At 69.7% G+C, this 14,112-nt stretch carries 13 protein-coding genes; 9 read left to right on the top strand and 4 right to left on the bottom strand.

Annotation, left to right across the window (positions count from 1 at the left end; all coding sequences use genetic code 11):
* Nucleotides 1–7: 7 nt before the first annotated feature.
* Nucleotides 8–490 (bottom strand): peroxiredoxin family protein, encoded by a 483-nt coding sequence (locus tag E1211_RS05855; RefSeq protein WP_132346172.1) that lies wholly within the window; start codon nucleotides 488–490, stop codon nucleotides 8–10.
* Between the two features lie 517 nt (nucleotides 491–1,007).
* On the opposite strand from E1211_RS05855, the gene E1211_RS05850 reads away from it, so the two are divergent.
* Nucleotides 1,008–1,679, top strand: a complete 672-nt coding sequence (locus E1211_RS05850; protein ID WP_132346203.1) for an RNA polymerase sigma factor — start codon at nucleotides 1,008–1,010, stop codon at nucleotides 1,677–1,679.
* Entirely contained in the window at nucleotides 1,676–1,900 is a 225-nt protein-coding gene (locus E1211_RS05845; protein WP_132346170.1) for a hypothetical protein, read from the top strand. Before E1211_RS05850 ends, E1211_RS05845 begins: the two co-directional genes overlap by 4 nt.
* A gap of 185 nt (nucleotides 1,901–2,085) precedes the next feature.
* Here the strand turns inward: E1211_RS05845 and E1211_RS05840 are convergent, their stop codons facing one another.
* Complete coding sequence (locus E1211_RS05840; RefSeq protein WP_132346168.1) at nucleotides 2,086–2,577, bottom strand: carboxymuconolactone decarboxylase family protein; 492 nt, start codon at nucleotides 2,575–2,577, stop codon at nucleotides 2,086–2,088.
* Nucleotides 2,578–2,646: 69 nt separating this feature from the next.
* The gene (locus tag E1211_RS05835) at nucleotides 2,647–2,916 is read right to left on the bottom strand and encodes a hypothetical protein (protein WP_132346201.1); all 270 of its coding nucleotides are present in this window, start codon (nucleotides 2,914–2,916) and stop codon (nucleotides 2,647–2,649) included.
* Between the two features lie 484 nt (nucleotides 2,917–3,400).
* Here E1211_RS05835 and E1211_RS05830 point away from each other — a divergent pair, with 484 nt between their 5' ends.
* From E1211_RS05830 to E1211_RS05810, 5 genes are all read left to right on the top strand, one after another.
* Nucleotides 3,401–3,997 carry a molybdopterin-dependent oxidoreductase gene (locus E1211_RS05830; RefSeq protein WP_132346199.1) on the top strand — a complete coding sequence of 199 codons (597 nt, stop codon included), beginning with the start codon at nucleotides 3,401–3,403 and terminating at the stop codon, nucleotides 3,995–3,997.
* Complete coding sequence (locus E1211_RS05825; RefSeq protein ID WP_132346166.1) at nucleotides 3,967–4,707, top strand: ferredoxin reductase; 741 nt, start codon at nucleotides 3,967–3,969, stop codon at nucleotides 4,705–4,707. The genes E1211_RS05830 and E1211_RS05825 overlap by 31 nt, the downstream gene beginning before the upstream one ends.
* Before the next feature lie 2 nt (nucleotides 4,708–4,709).
* Entirely contained in the window at nucleotides 4,710–5,003 is a 294-nt protein-coding gene (locus E1211_RS05820; protein ID WP_132346164.1) for a DUF6510 family protein, read from the top strand.
* Between the two features lie 377 nt (nucleotides 5,004–5,380).
* Nucleotides 5,381–5,584 (top strand): hypothetical protein, encoded by a 204-nt coding sequence (locus tag E1211_RS05815; RefSeq protein ID WP_132346162.1) that lies wholly within the window; start codon nucleotides 5,381–5,383, stop codon nucleotides 5,582–5,584.
* A gap of 86 nt (nucleotides 5,585–5,670) precedes the next feature.
* A complete protein-coding gene (locus tag E1211_RS05810; protein WP_132346160.1) occupies nucleotides 5,671–6,900 on the top strand; it encodes a serine hydrolase in 1,230 nt (409 codons plus the stop codon).
* A 323-nt stretch (nucleotides 6,901–7,223) separates the two neighbouring features.
* On the opposite strand, the gene coaD is transcribed toward E1211_RS05810, so the two are convergent.
* Complete coding sequence (coaD, locus tag E1211_RS05805; RefSeq protein ID WP_132346158.1) at nucleotides 7,224–7,667, bottom strand: pantetheine-phosphate adenylyltransferase; 444 nt, start codon at nucleotides 7,665–7,667, stop codon at nucleotides 7,224–7,226.
* A 194-nt stretch (nucleotides 7,668–7,861) separates the two neighbouring features.
* Here coaD and E1211_RS05800 point away from each other — a divergent pair, with 194 nt between their 5' ends.
* Together E1211_RS05800 and E1211_RS05795 are read left to right on the top strand one after the other, a co-directional pair.
* The gene (locus tag E1211_RS05800) at nucleotides 7,862–8,998 is read left to right on the top strand and encodes a HupE/UreJ family protein (protein WP_132346156.1); all 1,137 of its coding nucleotides are present in this window, start codon (nucleotides 7,862–7,864) and stop codon (nucleotides 8,996–8,998) included.
* Nucleotides 8,999–9,033: 35 nt separating this feature from the next.
* A complete protein-coding gene (locus tag E1211_RS05795) occupies nucleotides 9,034–13,734 on the top strand; it encodes a PQQ-binding-like beta-propeller repeat protein (RefSeq protein ID WP_132346154.1) in 4,701 nt (1,566 codons plus the stop codon).
* Nucleotides 13,735–14,112: the final 378 nt, after the last annotated feature.

The following is a 14,112-nucleotide window of genomic DNA, read 5'->3' as shown; positions in this document are numbered from 1 at the left end:
GTCGACGCTACGCGGCCTGGTGGTCGCGCAGGTAGCGGATCAGGCCGACGACGTCCTCGGGAACGAGGCGTCCGATCGCGCCGCTGGAGTAGACACTCACCACGACCTTGCCCTCCGGGTCGAGCACGAAGCCGGTCGACTGGAGGTACCTCGGGTCGTCGTTGACGAAGGCGCCGGTCGCCTCGGCGAAGGCGGCAGGATCGGCGCTGTGGCCCACCGGGAACTCCAGGCCATGCTCGGCGATCGTCTGCTTCGTGGTGGCCTCGTCGTCGACCGAGACCGCGACCACCTTGACGCCGAGTTCGGCGAGCTTCCCCAGCGACCGCTGGAAGGCGCGCAGCTGAGCCTTGCAGTACGGGCACCACGACCCGCGGTAGAAGAGCACCACGCCGAAGCCGCCGGCGAGGGCGTCGGGCACCGGCAGGGTCTCGCCGCCGGGCAGGGACAGCGTCAGCGGGGGGAACTGCTCACCGGGATGCAGCAAACTCATTTCTGGGTCTCCTTGCTTCGAATGGCAAATCGTTACTGGGTTCGGTCGGCGAGTCGGCCGGTCCGGGATGGAGATCGGCGCGCCTTGGACCGCCGTTTCGCCGGATGGGCGGGCGTGCAGCGGGGAGCCAGGTGCCCGCGTACCGGCGGATCAGGCGGGATCGAAGACGTCCCAGGTTCGTGCGGTGCGGCCGCCGGCGCAGCGCAGGGCCGACAGCGACGCGGCGGAGCGGGCGGCGGGCGCCGATCCCGGCCGGATCCTGGTCGTGGACCGAGGGCTGGACGGGGCGGTCGTCGGTGGCGGTGACGCCGGTGGCGGCGAGCTCCAGCCCGAGGTCGATCGTGCGGTGCTACCCGCGAACGAATCACTCATACGAGTTTGGTGACGTGGTCCGGGCGAGTTCTTACCGCCGTGAGACCGCCGTCACAGCGCAGGTCGCGAGAGGTACCCCGGCCCCGGCTGCCGGCCCGGTCGCGCCAGTTGTTCTCCGGCGGCCGTGGCTACAGTTCGGTACGTGATGCCGGCAGACCCGACGACCCTGGACGACACTCCGGACACCTCGTGTCGACTCGATCCGGAGTCGGCGCAGTGGGTGCGCACGCTCTGCGGCAGCGGCGCGGAGCGGGAGGCGGCTGTCGTACGGCTGCACGAGCTCCTGCTGCGGGTCGCGCGCGGCGAGGTACGGCGCCGCAGCGGTCTGCTGGGCGCCGACGGCCCGGAGCTCGACGACCTGGCGCATCAGGCGGCGGCCGACGCACTGCTGGCGATCACCAGCAAGATCGGGCAGTTCCGGGGCGAGAGTCGCTTCAGCACCTGGGCGTACAAGTTCGTGATCTTCGAGGTGTCGAGCAAGATCGGCCGCCACTTCTGGCGCCGCCCCCAGGTGCCGCTGGACGCCGAGGAGTGGGAGCGGTTACCGGACCGATTCGGCCTCGACCCGGCCCGGGAGGCCGAGTGGCGCGAACTGATCACCGCGTTGCGTCGGGCGGTCGAGACGGAGCTGACCGAGCGCCAGCGGCAGGTTTTCGTCGAGATCGTGCTGAAGGGCGTACCGTTGGACGCCCTGGTCGCGCGGCTCGGGTCGAACCGCAACGCGATCTACAAGACCATGTTCGACGCGCGGCGTAAGCTGCGGACCGCTCTCGCCGCTCATGGTTATCCGTATGACAACACCTCGGAGCAGCGATGAACGACATGTCCGCACTCGATCATTTCCTGCATACCGACGCGCAAGACGTGGGCTGCGGTCAGGCGATGGAGATGCTGCACGTGTACGCCGAGCTGGCCGCCACGAACGCCGAGGCGGCCGAAGCGCGTTACCCCGGACTCGCCGCCCACCTGCGCGCCTGCGGCCCATGCGAAGAGGACCTCGAAGGTCTGCTGGCCGCGATAACCGGTCCGAGGCTCTGAGGCACCGGCGACTCGTACCGCTGTCTCGCCGGTCGCCGGCGTTTCTCTGGCCGCCGGAACCGTTCTCAAGCGGCACAGGAATTGCGCAACCATTTCGGATGACGGCCGTGGACAGGCGTTCCCGCGCATTCAGGCCATGCCGGGCAACGGCCCGGCGAGCTCGCGCCACCCCGCAGGCGAGGGGTTTACGACGTCGCCTGCTCGGCCAGACCGGGGACGGCACCCTCGGCCATCTTGAGTCGGGTCCAGACGTTCATGTTGATGACGATCCCGATGATTTCGAGGATCTCCTCCCGCGAGAAATGCTCGGCGAGCGCGTCGTGCCGGGCACCGAAATCATCGGCGACTGTCGCATCCGCGACGCGAGTGATCGCCTCGGTGTAGGCGAGGGCGGCGCGGGCCGCGTCGTCGTGGAAGTCCGTCTCCCACCAGGCGGTCAGAGTATCGATCACCGGTCGGGGGATGCCGGCGTCGCGAGCTGCCTCGTAATGGAGGTTGAGGCAGTAGGCACAGTTGTTGATTTGGGACACCCGCAGGCGCAGGAGTTGGGCAAGCCGGCGGTCGACACGCAATTGAGCCTTGTAGCCGAAGGAGTCGGCGCCGTGGCGGGCGAGTTTGGTTAGATCCTCGTTGGCCGAGCTGTCGGCGCGCCGGTTGGTGATGGTCACATCGGTCATCTCGTTGCTCCTGTCAGCGTCGACGATCCCGCAGCGAAATTACAGTGCCCGGACGCGAATCTCCTCCATTCACCGGTACCGGCCGTCGTAGCGGACTCCGCTCCGGGTGTCGGTGAAGCTGACACCCACCCGCGCTCCGTCCTCGACGATCCACCGAATCGTGTACGTAGCCCGGTACGTCGGCGGCCAGAATGAGGCGAAGGTCCCGTCGCCCGTAACGGACCACTCGCCGTCCGATGGGGTGCCCCTGTCGACGTAGGTCGTTCGACCGTCCGCCGTGAATGATTGAGTCGAACCGTCCTGGAACACGAGAGGCGCGGCGGTCAGGGCGGCGATCATGTCCACCGCATCCACCGGTTGGCCGTCGACAGGGTTCCCGCTGAGGGGTCCAGCGTCCATCGAACTCTCCTGACATCGGGGAAGATGCTGGCCGCCGTCGTCCCGCAGCGGCCACGACTTGTCAGCCCGGCCAGGTCGGAATGATCTCCAGCCGAAACCGAATGGGACGATATCGTCCACCATAACCCTGCGGTTGAGGTGCCCGATAGGTAGGGGTGCGCCCCAGCTGCCGGTCAGCGCGCTGCTGCTGCTGCCGGAGGTCGCCGAGCTCGGGTCGGGCTTGCGGGCTGACGCCATGCCAGCCTAATCTGGACGCGATGGTCCAACTATCAGGTCCCGGATCGGGGGCGACCATGTCCCCACCGCGGAGAATCCCCACATCAGGGCACTCGCTGACGACGACGTCATGGGCGCGTGCCACATCGACATCCATCTGTCGAGGGAACACGCGGACGGCAGCGGGCGGCCATTCCGGGAGGGGCGCATGGCAGTGATCACACGCGGCTTCGGTGGCCGCAGACGCGACGACACCGACCTCCCGCCCGGCCAGTACCGCACGGACGACTTCCCGGTGCTGTCGGCGGGACCGACCCCGCGCATCAACCTCGACCAGTGGGAACTCGCCGTCGTCACCGAGACCGGCGAGCGGAGCACGTGGTCGTGGCCGGAGTTCACCGCACTTCCCGCCGACGAACCGACCGTGGACATCCATTGCGTCACGCATTGGTCGAAGTTCGGCACGCGCTGGCGAGGTGTCTCCGTGGACACGTTGCTGGCCGACGTCGAAAGCGCGGCCGAGTACGTCGTCGCCCACTCGTACGGCGGCTACACCACGAACATCCCGCTCGAAGACCTTCTCGACGGCCAAGCCTGGGTGGCGTACGAGTTCGACGGCGAGCCACTGGTTCCGGTGCACGGCGGGCCGGCTCGTCTCCTCGTTCCGCACCTGTACTTCTGGAAGAGCGCGAAATGGCTGCGCGCTCTGGAACTGCGTCTCGACGACGACCCCGGGTTCTGGGAGACGGCCGGATACCACAACTATGGCGACCCATGGCGCGAGCAGCGGTACCGCGCAGACTGACCTGGCAGCCGGCGACCGTCGCCGCCACCCGGGCCGAGACAGCGACGGCGCGAACCCTGGTCCTCGACGTCGACGGCTGGACAGGCCACCTACCGGGCCAGCACGTCGACATCCGGCTGACGGCTCCCGACGGCTACACGGCGCACCGCAGCTACTCCATCTCGTCCGCCCCCACGCCCAACCGGCTCGGGGTGACCGTCCAGGCGGTGGTCGACGGTGAGGTCTCGCCGTACCTCGTCGACGTCGCAGAACCGGGCGACCAACTCGAGATCCGTGGGCCGCTCGGCGGCTGGTTCGTACGCCCACCCGCCGATGCGCGGCCGGCGCTGCTGATCGGCGGTGGGTCCGGCGTGGCGCCTCTGATGTCGATGGTGCGCGCGGCGACGAATCCCACCAGGCTGCTCTACTCGACCCGATCCCCGTCCGATGCGCTGTTCTCCGCGGAACTCGCAACCGCAGAAGCCGCAAACCCGGGGCTGCTCGCCGTGACACACGTCTATACCAGGGTCACGCCTCCCGGCTGGCCGGCTCCACCCCGACGACTGGACGCGAACGCCCTCGCCCGCGTCGCTTGGCCCCACGATGCCGACGCTGTGGCGTTCGTCTGCGGGCCTACCGGGTTCGTCGAGACCGTGGCCGACCTCCTCGTCGACATCGGCCACGACCCGGCGAACATCCGCACCGAACGTTTCGGACCCACCGGAGGATGACCATGTCGACCACCAACCTCGAAGCAGACGAGGCGCCCTGGGTGGACGGTAACGCCCTCGCCGGCCCGCTCGGCGAGATCCTGGGGACCGACCTCACCGTCGCCGAGCTCACCTGCGCCGGCTGCCGAACGACCCGGCCGCTAGCCGCGATGCGCGTGTTCGACCGAGCGCCCGGCCTCGTCGCCCGCTGTCCCGGCTGCGAGGACGTCGTCATGCGCGTGGTGCGGACCGCCAGCCGGGTGCTGGTCGACCTGCGTGGCGCGCTCGTCCTCAGCCTTCCGGTGCCGACTGCCTGAGCAGGACGAATCCGGTCAATCGTGGCTGGCCCGGATGACGTCAACGCCCCCCGCCTCGGCCACGCGACAGCTTGAGGCGGGATACGTCTGGCACTTCCGCTTGCCAGCCGCTGGCCGGATTCCGCAGACGACACGGCGGGCAGCGCCGAAGGCATGATCACGTCGACAGGCGTCGAGCAAGATCTGGACGGCTCGAACCTGTCGTGAATCGTCGCGCCCGCCGGTACGGAGTAGTCACTACCGCTCGCGGCCGGTGCGGCGGGTAGCTCGCCGCACAAGATCGCCACTGCCGGATCCATCGCCCTGGCCCCGCCACCGGTCCGGCGGGGCATGTGCCCGCCGCCAGAACCGAGGATCTGCCGGCAGGCGGCACGTCGATGGCCGAAACCGCCGACCAGGTGCTGCCCGCGCTGACCGCGGCGATGATCCTGCTCAGGAAGCAGGACCCGGCCGAGGCCGGCAACTTCCGCAGCACCCTTCTCGTCGCCGTCGAAGCGGCCTTCCGGACCCGTCAGGGTCGGCCCAGCCCCCCGCTGCTGACACCTCCCGCCGCGCTCGCGACGGTCGCGTCAGCACGGTGACAGCCCGGTGTCAGAGCGGCTGGCGATGGTGGCTGCACGCCGGGCCAAGCCCCAGAAGGCCAGACACGTACGGAAGGAAGCACACGATGGGAACTGCTGACAGCGGCTTCTCCGCCGCAGGGCTACGCAGACTGCACGAGGTGCTGGCACGCCACGTCGAGTCCGGGAAGCTTCCCGGGCTCGTGGCCCTGGTCAGCCGGGGCGGTGAGACGCACGTCGAAGCGATCGGGACGATGCGCCACGACGGTGGCCCGCCGATGAGCCGGGACACGATCTTCCGGATGGCCTCGACGTCCAAGCCGGTCTCGATCGCTGCGGCGATGGTCCTGCTCGACGAGTGCAGGCTGCGGCTGGACGACCCCGTCGACCGGTGGCTGCCGGAACTCGCCGACCGTCGAGTACTGAAGCGAGTCGACGGCCCGCTGGACGACACGGTGCCGGCGCGGCGGCCGATCACCGTGCGCGACGTGTTGACCTCCACGTTCGGGCTCGGCATGGACATGACGGCGCTCGGCACCCCGATCATGGGCGCGGTCTTCGCGCAGGGGCTCACCCCGAACCTGCCGGAGCCGATGCCCGAACCGGACGAGTGGATGCGCCGCCTGGGAACGCTGCCGTTGATGCACCAGCCCGGCGAGCGCTGGCAGTACCAGCTCAGCAGCGACCTCGTCGGCGTGCTCGTCGCCCGGGTCACCGGCCAGTCGTTCGAGACGTTCCTGCGTGAGCGCATCTTCGAGCCGCTGGGGATGAAGGACACCGGCTTCCACGTACCCGGCGACAAGATCGACCGTTTGCCGACGCTCTACGCCCCCGACCCGCGGACCGGAGAGTTCACCGTGTGGGACGAGGCCGTGGGTGGACGGTGGAGCCGGCCCCCGGCGTTCCAGGGCGGTGGCGGCGGGCTGGTCTCCACGGTCGACGACTACCACGCCTACTTCCGGATGCTGCTCAACGGCGGGATCCACGGCGGCGAGCGAATCCTGTCCCGGCCCGCGGTCGAGCTGATGACCACCAACCGTCTCACGCCCGAACAGCAGGCCCCCCGAACCGCCATGGCCCGCGACAACGTCCACATCTCGTTCGGCCAGGGGCAGCACGGTGGCTGGGGCTTCGGGATGGCGGTGCGCACCTACCGGGGCGACTACGCCTCCGTGGGCCAGTTCGGCTGGGACGGCGGAAGCGGCACCTCGACCTACGCCGACCCGGAGAAGCAGCTCACCGGGATCCTGCTCACCCAGGTCGGAGCGACCGTCCCGAATTCCACGTGGGCGTTCCACGACTTCTGGACCACCGTCTACCAGGCCGTCGACGGCTGACCCGGCGCAGGCTCCCGGCAGGGTCGCCGTCACCTGCGACAAACGACGGTCCGCCGCCTGGCGGCCGAACCGTCGACGCACCGTTCGTCCGTCCAGACGGAGGAGCACCAAGGGTCTGATTGGAGCGTGCCGGAAACCCGCGCCTCGGCTCGTTTGGGCGCCGTGACACGGGAGACCGGACAGGACTCGTGATCTGCTCGGTCTCCCGGCGCCTGGTGTCAGCACCGACCGGTTCCGTCCCGCGACAGAGCGTGCGGCACCCCGGCTCTCGTGTCCCAACGCCGTCCTCCCCTGGCGAAGGGGGCCCGTCAATGCCCGGCAGCCTACGGCCGCATGGGCGAAAGCCACTTCCCCGACGTGCGCACCGCGGTGGAAGACACCGCGGCCAGTTCGGGCTGCGTAGGCAGGAATACGGTGGGAACGCCCAGCGACTGGTTCATCGCGGCGAGCTGGTGCTCGGTGTGAAGATCGGTGGTGTTACGCACACCGCGGACGATCACACCTACGTCATGGCTACGGCAGTAGGCGGAGGTCAGCCCGCTCCAGGCCGCAACGGTGACGGAGGTCCACTCGACCGGCAGGATGGCCCGGACCGCAGCCGCCCGCTCCTCTTCGTCGGTGCCCGGTTGCTTGGAGCTGTTGACCGCGACGAGCACGACTACTTCGTCGAAGAGGCCACGCGCCCGGTTCACCACGTCGAGATGCCCGGGAGTGAAGGGATCGAAGCTGCCGGGGTAGACGGCCCGCACGGGATTGCCGGTGCTCATGACCCGACTGTAGGTATCGGCTGCCGGATTCGCTGGCCTCCGGCTGTGGGCGATGTGTCACAACGCCGTGGATGCGCCTGGCACTCTCCTGACGGCGGAGATCCGGCTGCCCGCCCGGCGGTGACGCGCAGCGGAAGGTTCGGTGAACTGGGCCGTCTTCTGTTGCCCAGTGTGGAGTGAGCACAGCAAAGTGCATGCCTGTGCGTTTACTGGCGATCATCGCTGCCCTCGTCGCCACGCTCGGCGTCGCCGCTCCCGCGCAGGCGCACGTCCACGTGACCGAGGTCGCCGTCGACCTGCGCAGCCAGGGCGACAGCGTCGTGGCCGCCGTCGACGTGGAGTACGACGTCCTCGCCCGGCTGCTGAATCTCGACGGTGTCCTGGGCCCGGACGCGGTCGGTGTGGACGGTGCGGCCGCCGAGGTGCCGACCGAGGTGCGGCGCAGGTCGCTGGACGCGCACACGAGCGGGGTGGCGGCGTACGTCGGCGAGCGGCTGAAGTTGAGCCGCAGCTCGATCGGATGTACCGCCGACGACGACGCCCGCGTCGAACTCGCCGACTCCGGCAGGGTTCAGGTCGGGCTCGCCTACGGCTGCCCGGCGTCCGGCGCGCTCACCGTTCGCAGCGACATCTTCCGCGCCACCGACGGCGTCATCGACGACACGACCACGTTGGTGGCCTATGACATCGACGGTCACCGCGGTTCGTGGCTGCTCGACTCCACCCGTACCAGCGTCACGGTGGGGCAGACGAGTCTGCTCAACGACATCCCGCGGTTCGTCCGTCTCGGGGGAGAGCACCTGCTCTTCGGGCTCGATCACGTGCTGTTCCTGCTGGCGCTCCTGCTCGGGGCGAAGCGGCTGCGCGACGTCGTCGAGGTCGCCACGGCGTTCACGATCGCGCACTCGGTGACGTTGGTGCTGGCCGCGGTCGGCTGGGTCAGCCTGCCCGGGTGGATCGTCGAGCCGCTCATCGCGTTGTCGATCGCGTTCGTGGCCCTCGACAGCCTGCTCTCGCCGAGGACGAGTCACCGGCTGCCCGTGGTGTTCGGGTTCGGGCTGCTGCACGGGCTCGGCTTCGCGGGCGCGCTCAGCGTCGACGGGCCACTGTCGGTTCCGACGCTGGCCGACCTGGTCGCCTTCAACGTCGGCATCGAACTCGTCCAGCTGGCGATCATCGCCCTCGTTTTTCCGATGCTGCTGCTCCTGCGCAGGGCCGTGACCACGCCGGTCGCCGCTCGCGCCCTCACGCTCGGCACCGTCACGGCGACCGTCGCCGTCGCCGGTGCCGGTCTGGTCTGGTTCGTCGAACGCTCGCCGCTCCTGACCTGACAACCGTCTCCCAACCCCCATCCCGAAGGATCCCGATGTCCGCGTTCACCTGGACGCGCGCGCGCCTGCGCGTCGTCCTGTACACCACCACGCTGGCGCTCGCCGCCAGCGTCGTGGCGGGTCCGCTCGCGTCGTACGCGGCGTACGCCATCGACCCGCCGGAGGCCACCGTCAGTGGCGTCGTGTACGTCGACGCCAACGGCGACGGCGCTCGCAACGACGGCGAGGCCGGTCTGGCCGGCGTCCGCGTCTCCGACGGCGTAGTCACCACCACGACCGCCGCCGACGGCTCCTACTCCCTGACAATCTCCACCGACCGTCGCAAGACGGACATCGTGTGGGCCGGCCAGCCGCGGGGCTACCGGTTCGGTCTGGACGAGTACAAGGAGCCGAGGTTCTGGGCCAACCTCGGCCAGCTCGCCGACGACGCCACGCCGACCGCCGACTTCGCGCTCGTCCGTGACCGCCTCTCCGACGGCGACACCTTCTCCTGGGCCAACATCGCCGACCCGCACGTCAACGCGCAGCTGCCCGACCAGATTCGCGAGATCAACTCCACGGGCACCGACCTGCGCTTCATCGCGGTCAGCGGCGATCTCACCAACGACGCCAGCCAGGGGCAGTTCGACACGTACCGCCGCGGCACCCAGCAGTCGGCGGTCGGTGTGTGGCCGGCCGTCGGCAACCACGAGTACGCGAGCGGCTCGGAGTACGCCGACAAGATCGACAACTACCGCAAGAACGTCGGTCCGGAGTGGTACTCGTTCAACTACGGCAACCGGCACTTCGTGGTGCTCGAGAACAACGGCTCGGCGCCGTTCGACGAGGAACTGGAGTGGCTCAAGGACGACCTCGCCGCGAACGTTCCGCTCGACCACAACCCGAAGAACGACATCGAGGTCGTCGTCCTCACCCACCAGCCGATGAACGTCCCGTTCGGCTCGCCGTCGACGTACGACGCCTTCGGTGACGTGCTGGAGCGCTACAAGGCCCAACTGATCCTGGTCGGCCACGAGCACTCCAACCACGTCGAGAACAACTCGGCGTTCGCCTCGACCGCCAAGCACATCCAGACCGTGTCGAGCTCCTACACGATCGACAACGCACCGCGTGGTTTCCGCTACATCCACATGGCGGGTCCGGGCTTCGACAACCCGTTCCGGATGTACGGCGAGAACGAGCACCTCACCATCGTCAGCCCCGCGCCCGGTGCGAAGGTGCCGGCCGCGAAGTTCCCGGGCATCCAGATCAACGCCTACGACACCGGTGACGAGGTCGTGTCCGCGCGTTACCGGATCGACGGTGGCAAGAACTGGATGCCGCTGCACCACAGCGGGGAGTTCACCTGGCAGAGCAACCTGCCCAACAGCCGGCAGCGGGTCGGCAAGCACCACATCGAGGTGAAGGTGGTCGACGCGGCGGGTAAGACCTGGACCCGGTCGGCGGACTTCACGTTCACCGGCGAGCCGGCGCTCAAGCCGGTCGCCGGCGGTGACTGGAACCAGCACCACGGCGACGAGGCCCACTCCGGTGTCGCGCCGGCGCAGGAGGCCGGCCGCCGCCTGGCCTGGAGCTTCCGCACCGAGGGCACCTTCCTCACCGGGTCGCCGGTCATCCACGACGGCGTCGTCTACGCGGGCACCCGCGACGAGAACGGCGACGGCAACAGCCGGATCCACGCCGTCGGGCTGAAGGACGGCAAGGAGCTGTGGAACTTCCGGGTGCCGCAGTCGATCCACGGCAGCCTCGCCTACGGTGACGGGCTGATCTTCGCGCCGACCCTCGGCTCGGAGCTCTACGCCGTCGACGCGAGGACCGGCAAGCTGCGCTGGAAGGCCGTGCCCGAGCAGGCGCCGGCCCCGAACAACCAGCGCACCTACGGCTACTACTCGCCGGCCGTCTCCGGCCACACGGTGCTCTGGCCGTACCAGACCCGCTTCGGCATCGGCAGCCAGGGCGTCCTGAAGGCGCTCGACACCCGCACCGGGCGGGAGATCTGGGCCTCCCCGATGTCCGGCAACCAGATGAGCGACGGCACGCCCGCGGTCCTGGACGGCACCGTGTTCGTCGGCAACCAGACCGCCGACCGGGTACTCGCCTACGACCTGGCCACCGGCGCCCGCAAGTGGACCGGGACCGAGTCGCTCGGCAGCTGGCAGGACGGCGTACCGACCGCGGCCGAGGGGAAGGTCTTCATCGGCGCCAACAACGGCATCGCCGCCCGTGACGCCGAGACCGGCGCGACGCTGTGGACCTACCGCAGTCCTCGCTCCTCGCTCGTCTCGAGTGGCTCGACCCCGAGCGCCGCGGCCGTCAAGAACGGCGTCGTCTACATGGGCTTTCCGAGCGGCGCCGTCGTCGCCCTCGACGCCCAGACCGGCAACGTGCTGTGGGAGCGGGCGCTGCCCGGCGACATCTACCACGGTGGCGTCATGTCCAGCCCGGTCGTGGCCGGCGGCACGCTCTTCGTCGGCGCCAACAACGGCCGGTTCTACGCCCTGGCCACCGACACCGGCCAGATCCTGTGGAGCCACGAGATCGGCACCTGGGTGGGAGCCGGCCCGGCCGTCAGCGGCAACACCGTCGTCGCGGGCGCCTGGGACGGCAACCTCTACGCCTACGTGCCGGGCGGCGAGTCCGCGAAGCGCTGGGCGACCGTGACCGGCACGGTCAGCGACCCGCAAACGGGCGCTCCGATCGCCGGCGCGAAGGTCACCGCCGTCGCCGCCGGTCAGGAGACCGCGGTGACCAGCACCGACGCCCGCGGCCACTACCGAATCGGCCTCCCGGCGTCGGCCTGGACCATCACGGCGGCCAAGCGCGGACTGATCGCCGACGAGCGCTCGGCGGCCGGCGTCACGGTCGGCACCAGCGGAAACGTGACGGCCAACCTGAAGTTGATCAAGGTGACCCACCCGGTCGCCGGCACGTCGACGTACGCCCCGGACTACGGCAACGGCAGCACCCGCACCGACGTCGTCACCGGCACCGAGTACTACTACCTGGCCAACGACAAGATCCGCGCGTCCGTGACGCCGTACGCCGGCGGCAACAACGGCGTCGGCGGTCTGGGCCAGGGCGCGCTGTCGGACCTCATGCTCAACGACGCCAACGGCGCCGAAACCCTCGACTGGGGCGAGATGCTGCTGCGTCCGAGCCTCACCCCGCCCGACTCGTGGGAGCGGCCCAACGACCAGCTCGACCTGCCCGACCTCGCGGTGGACGGCGCTGCCGTGGTCGGCAACGGCCAGTACCGGGCGGACCCGGCCATCAAGGCGCAGGTCCGCTACGAGACCCTGCCCGACGCGCCGATCGTGAAGATGACGGTCAAGCTGACCAACACCGGCACGACGGGCTACCAGGGCTACTTCAACTACATGATCGACCCGGACAGCTCGGTCGACAACGGCCGGATCCCCGGGTTCAGCGGCACCAACCCGGGAATGAAGACCTCGGGCTGGACCGGGAACTACGTCTACGTCGGCGCCGACGCGGCCACCACGAACGGCCAGGCGGCCCACGGTCTCGCGTGGGCGCTGGACACCCCGGCCGCGGTCGGCGCGTACGGCTACGTCGAGGGTCTCTACTACGACGCCACGATGGCGCCCGGCGCCACCAAGCAGTTCAGCTTCTACCACCTGACCGACTACGCGACCGCCGGCGGCGACCCCACGGGCAACATCGCGAAGTGGGCCGACGAGATCGACCTGCACGACGCGGCCGTCCCGGACGCCGCCCGTGCGGCGGGCACGATCACCGCGGGCGGCACCGCCGTCTCCGGTGCCCGGGTCACCCTCGAACAGGCCGGCACGGTGGTCGCGAGCACGAGCACCGACGCCCGGGGCAAGTACCTCGTCAAGGCGCCGACCGGCCGGTACGACGTCCGGGTGGCCAAGTCGGGCTACCTGACGGGCATCGGCGCGGTAACCGTGCCGGCGGCGGGCAGCGGCGTCGCCGACGTCGCGCTGCGCCCGGTCACGGTCGAGGCGAGCTACGGCAAGCAGATCGAATCGGGGCTGGTCGAGGCGGGCTCCGGCGACGTCATGCTCGAGAACGACAAGCTCTCGATGGCGATCGCCGACGCCTACAACGACTCGCAGCTCTCCGGTGGCACCCGCGGCAAGCCGGTCGACGTCGCCGTCCGCGGCATGGCCGACCAGTTCGACTGGATCAACCTGCCGTACGTCTCGGCGACCCAGCCGACCGGCACCAGCGCGTGGGACATCCGTTCCGTGGCGGCCACCGACGTCCAGATCGTCCAGGCCACCGGCGACAAGGCCGTCGTGCGGGTGTCCGGGCCGGTCAAGGGCTTCACGGGCCTGACGGCCACGACGACGTACACGCTGAAGCCGGGCGACGACTTCGCCACGGTCTCGACGCAGTTGAGCAACTCCGGCTCGGCGCCACTGAGCGTGTGGACCGGTGACGCGATGGACCACGACGCGGCCGGCCAGGCCAGCGTCATCCCGGGCGCCGGCATCGTGCCGCCGGGTGCGACAGCGGCGTACGCCCCGACCAAGCCGTACATCGGCATGACCGGGACCGACCCGCAGGTCTTCGGGCTCGTCTACGGCACGCCGGCCACCGCCTTCGATGTCTACGCCGCGGGCAACTGGGTGATGAGCCGGTTCAACGTCGAGGTGCCGGCGGGTGGCTCGTACACCCTCACCCGCAAGGTCGTCGTCACCCCGGGCACCGACGCGGTGGGCATCCTCGACGGCGTCACCGCGCCGTAACCCAAATCCACCCCGCCACGAGGCCGGTCCGGACTCTCACCGGGCCGGCCTCGTGCGTGGAGCCGCCAGGATGATGCGGCGGGTCGCGTCAGGTGAACCGCAGGCGAGGGCGTCGCAGCTGAACGAGGAGTTGGAAAATGCGCTCCGTGGCGAACACGACGCGCAAAGGCGCTGGCGAGAGCAGCAGCTCGCGGGGCAGCGTGGACGACTCCGTCCGGATGGGGAGCCGACGCCGGCGTGGGGATGTGGCCTGACCCGTCGCCTTCGGGTCGATTCGCGAAACGGTCCTCGTCAGCCAGGAACCGGCAGTCGAACTCGATCAGCCCGACCCGGCGGTGCCGTGTCCGATTCGTGGCCGACGGCGCAGTACGGCCACCT

The sequence above is a fragment of the Micromonospora sp. 15K316 genome (genome assembly GCF_004348525.1).
Classification (GTDB): Bacteria; Actinomycetota; Actinomycetes; order Mycobacteriales; family Micromonosporaceae; genus Micromonospora.
Note: the sequence above shows the minus strand (reverse complement) of the source record. Positions and strands in the feature narration are given on the sequence as shown.

Excerpts from the sequence above, each read along its gene's own strand:
- E1211_RS05855 (WP_132346172.1), bottom strand. The coding sequence starts at position 490 with ATGAGTTTGCTGCATCCCGGTGAGCAGTTCCCCCCGCTGACGCTGTCC.
- E1211_RS05850 (WP_132346203.1), top strand. The coding sequence starts at position 1,008 with ATGCCGGCAGACCCGACGACCCTGGACGACACTCCGGACACCTCGTGT.
- E1211_RS05845 (WP_132346170.1), top strand. The coding sequence starts at position 1,676 with ATGAACGACATGTCCGCACTCGATCATTTCCTGCATACCGACGCGCAA.
- E1211_RS05840 (WP_132346168.1), bottom strand. The coding sequence starts at position 2,577 with ATGACCGATGTGACCATCACCAACCGGCGCGCCGACAGCTCGGCCAAC.
- E1211_RS05835 (WP_132346201.1), bottom strand. The coding sequence starts at position 2,916 with ATGATCGCCGCCCTGACCGCCGCGCCTCTCGTGTTCCAGGACGGTTCG.
- E1211_RS05830 (WP_132346199.1), top strand. The coding sequence starts at position 3,401 with ATGGCAGTGATCACACGCGGCTTCGGTGGCCGCAGACGCGACGACACC.
- E1211_RS05825 (WP_132346166.1), top strand. The coding sequence starts at position 3,967 with ATGGCGCGAGCAGCGGTACCGCGCAGACTGACCTGGCAGCCGGCGACC.
- E1211_RS05820 (WP_132346164.1), top strand. The coding sequence starts at position 4,710 with ATGTCGACCACCAACCTCGAAGCAGACGAGGCGCCCTGGGTGGACGGT.
- E1211_RS05815 (WP_132346162.1), top strand. The coding sequence starts at position 5,381 with ATGGCCGAAACCGCCGACCAGGTGCTGCCCGCGCTGACCGCGGCGATG.
- E1211_RS05810 (WP_132346160.1), top strand. The coding sequence starts at position 5,671 with ATGGGAACTGCTGACAGCGGCTTCTCCGCCGCAGGGCTACGCAGACTG.
- coaD (WP_132346158.1), bottom strand. The coding sequence starts at position 7,667 with ATGAGCACCGGCAATCCCGTGCGGGCCGTCTACCCCGGCAGCTTCGAT.
- E1211_RS05800 (WP_132346156.1), top strand. The coding sequence starts at position 7,862 with ATGCCTGTGCGTTTACTGGCGATCATCGCTGCCCTCGTCGCCACGCTC.
- E1211_RS05795 (WP_132346154.1), top strand. The coding sequence starts at position 9,034 with ATGTCCGCGTTCACCTGGACGCGCGCGCGCCTGCGCGTCGTCCTGTAC.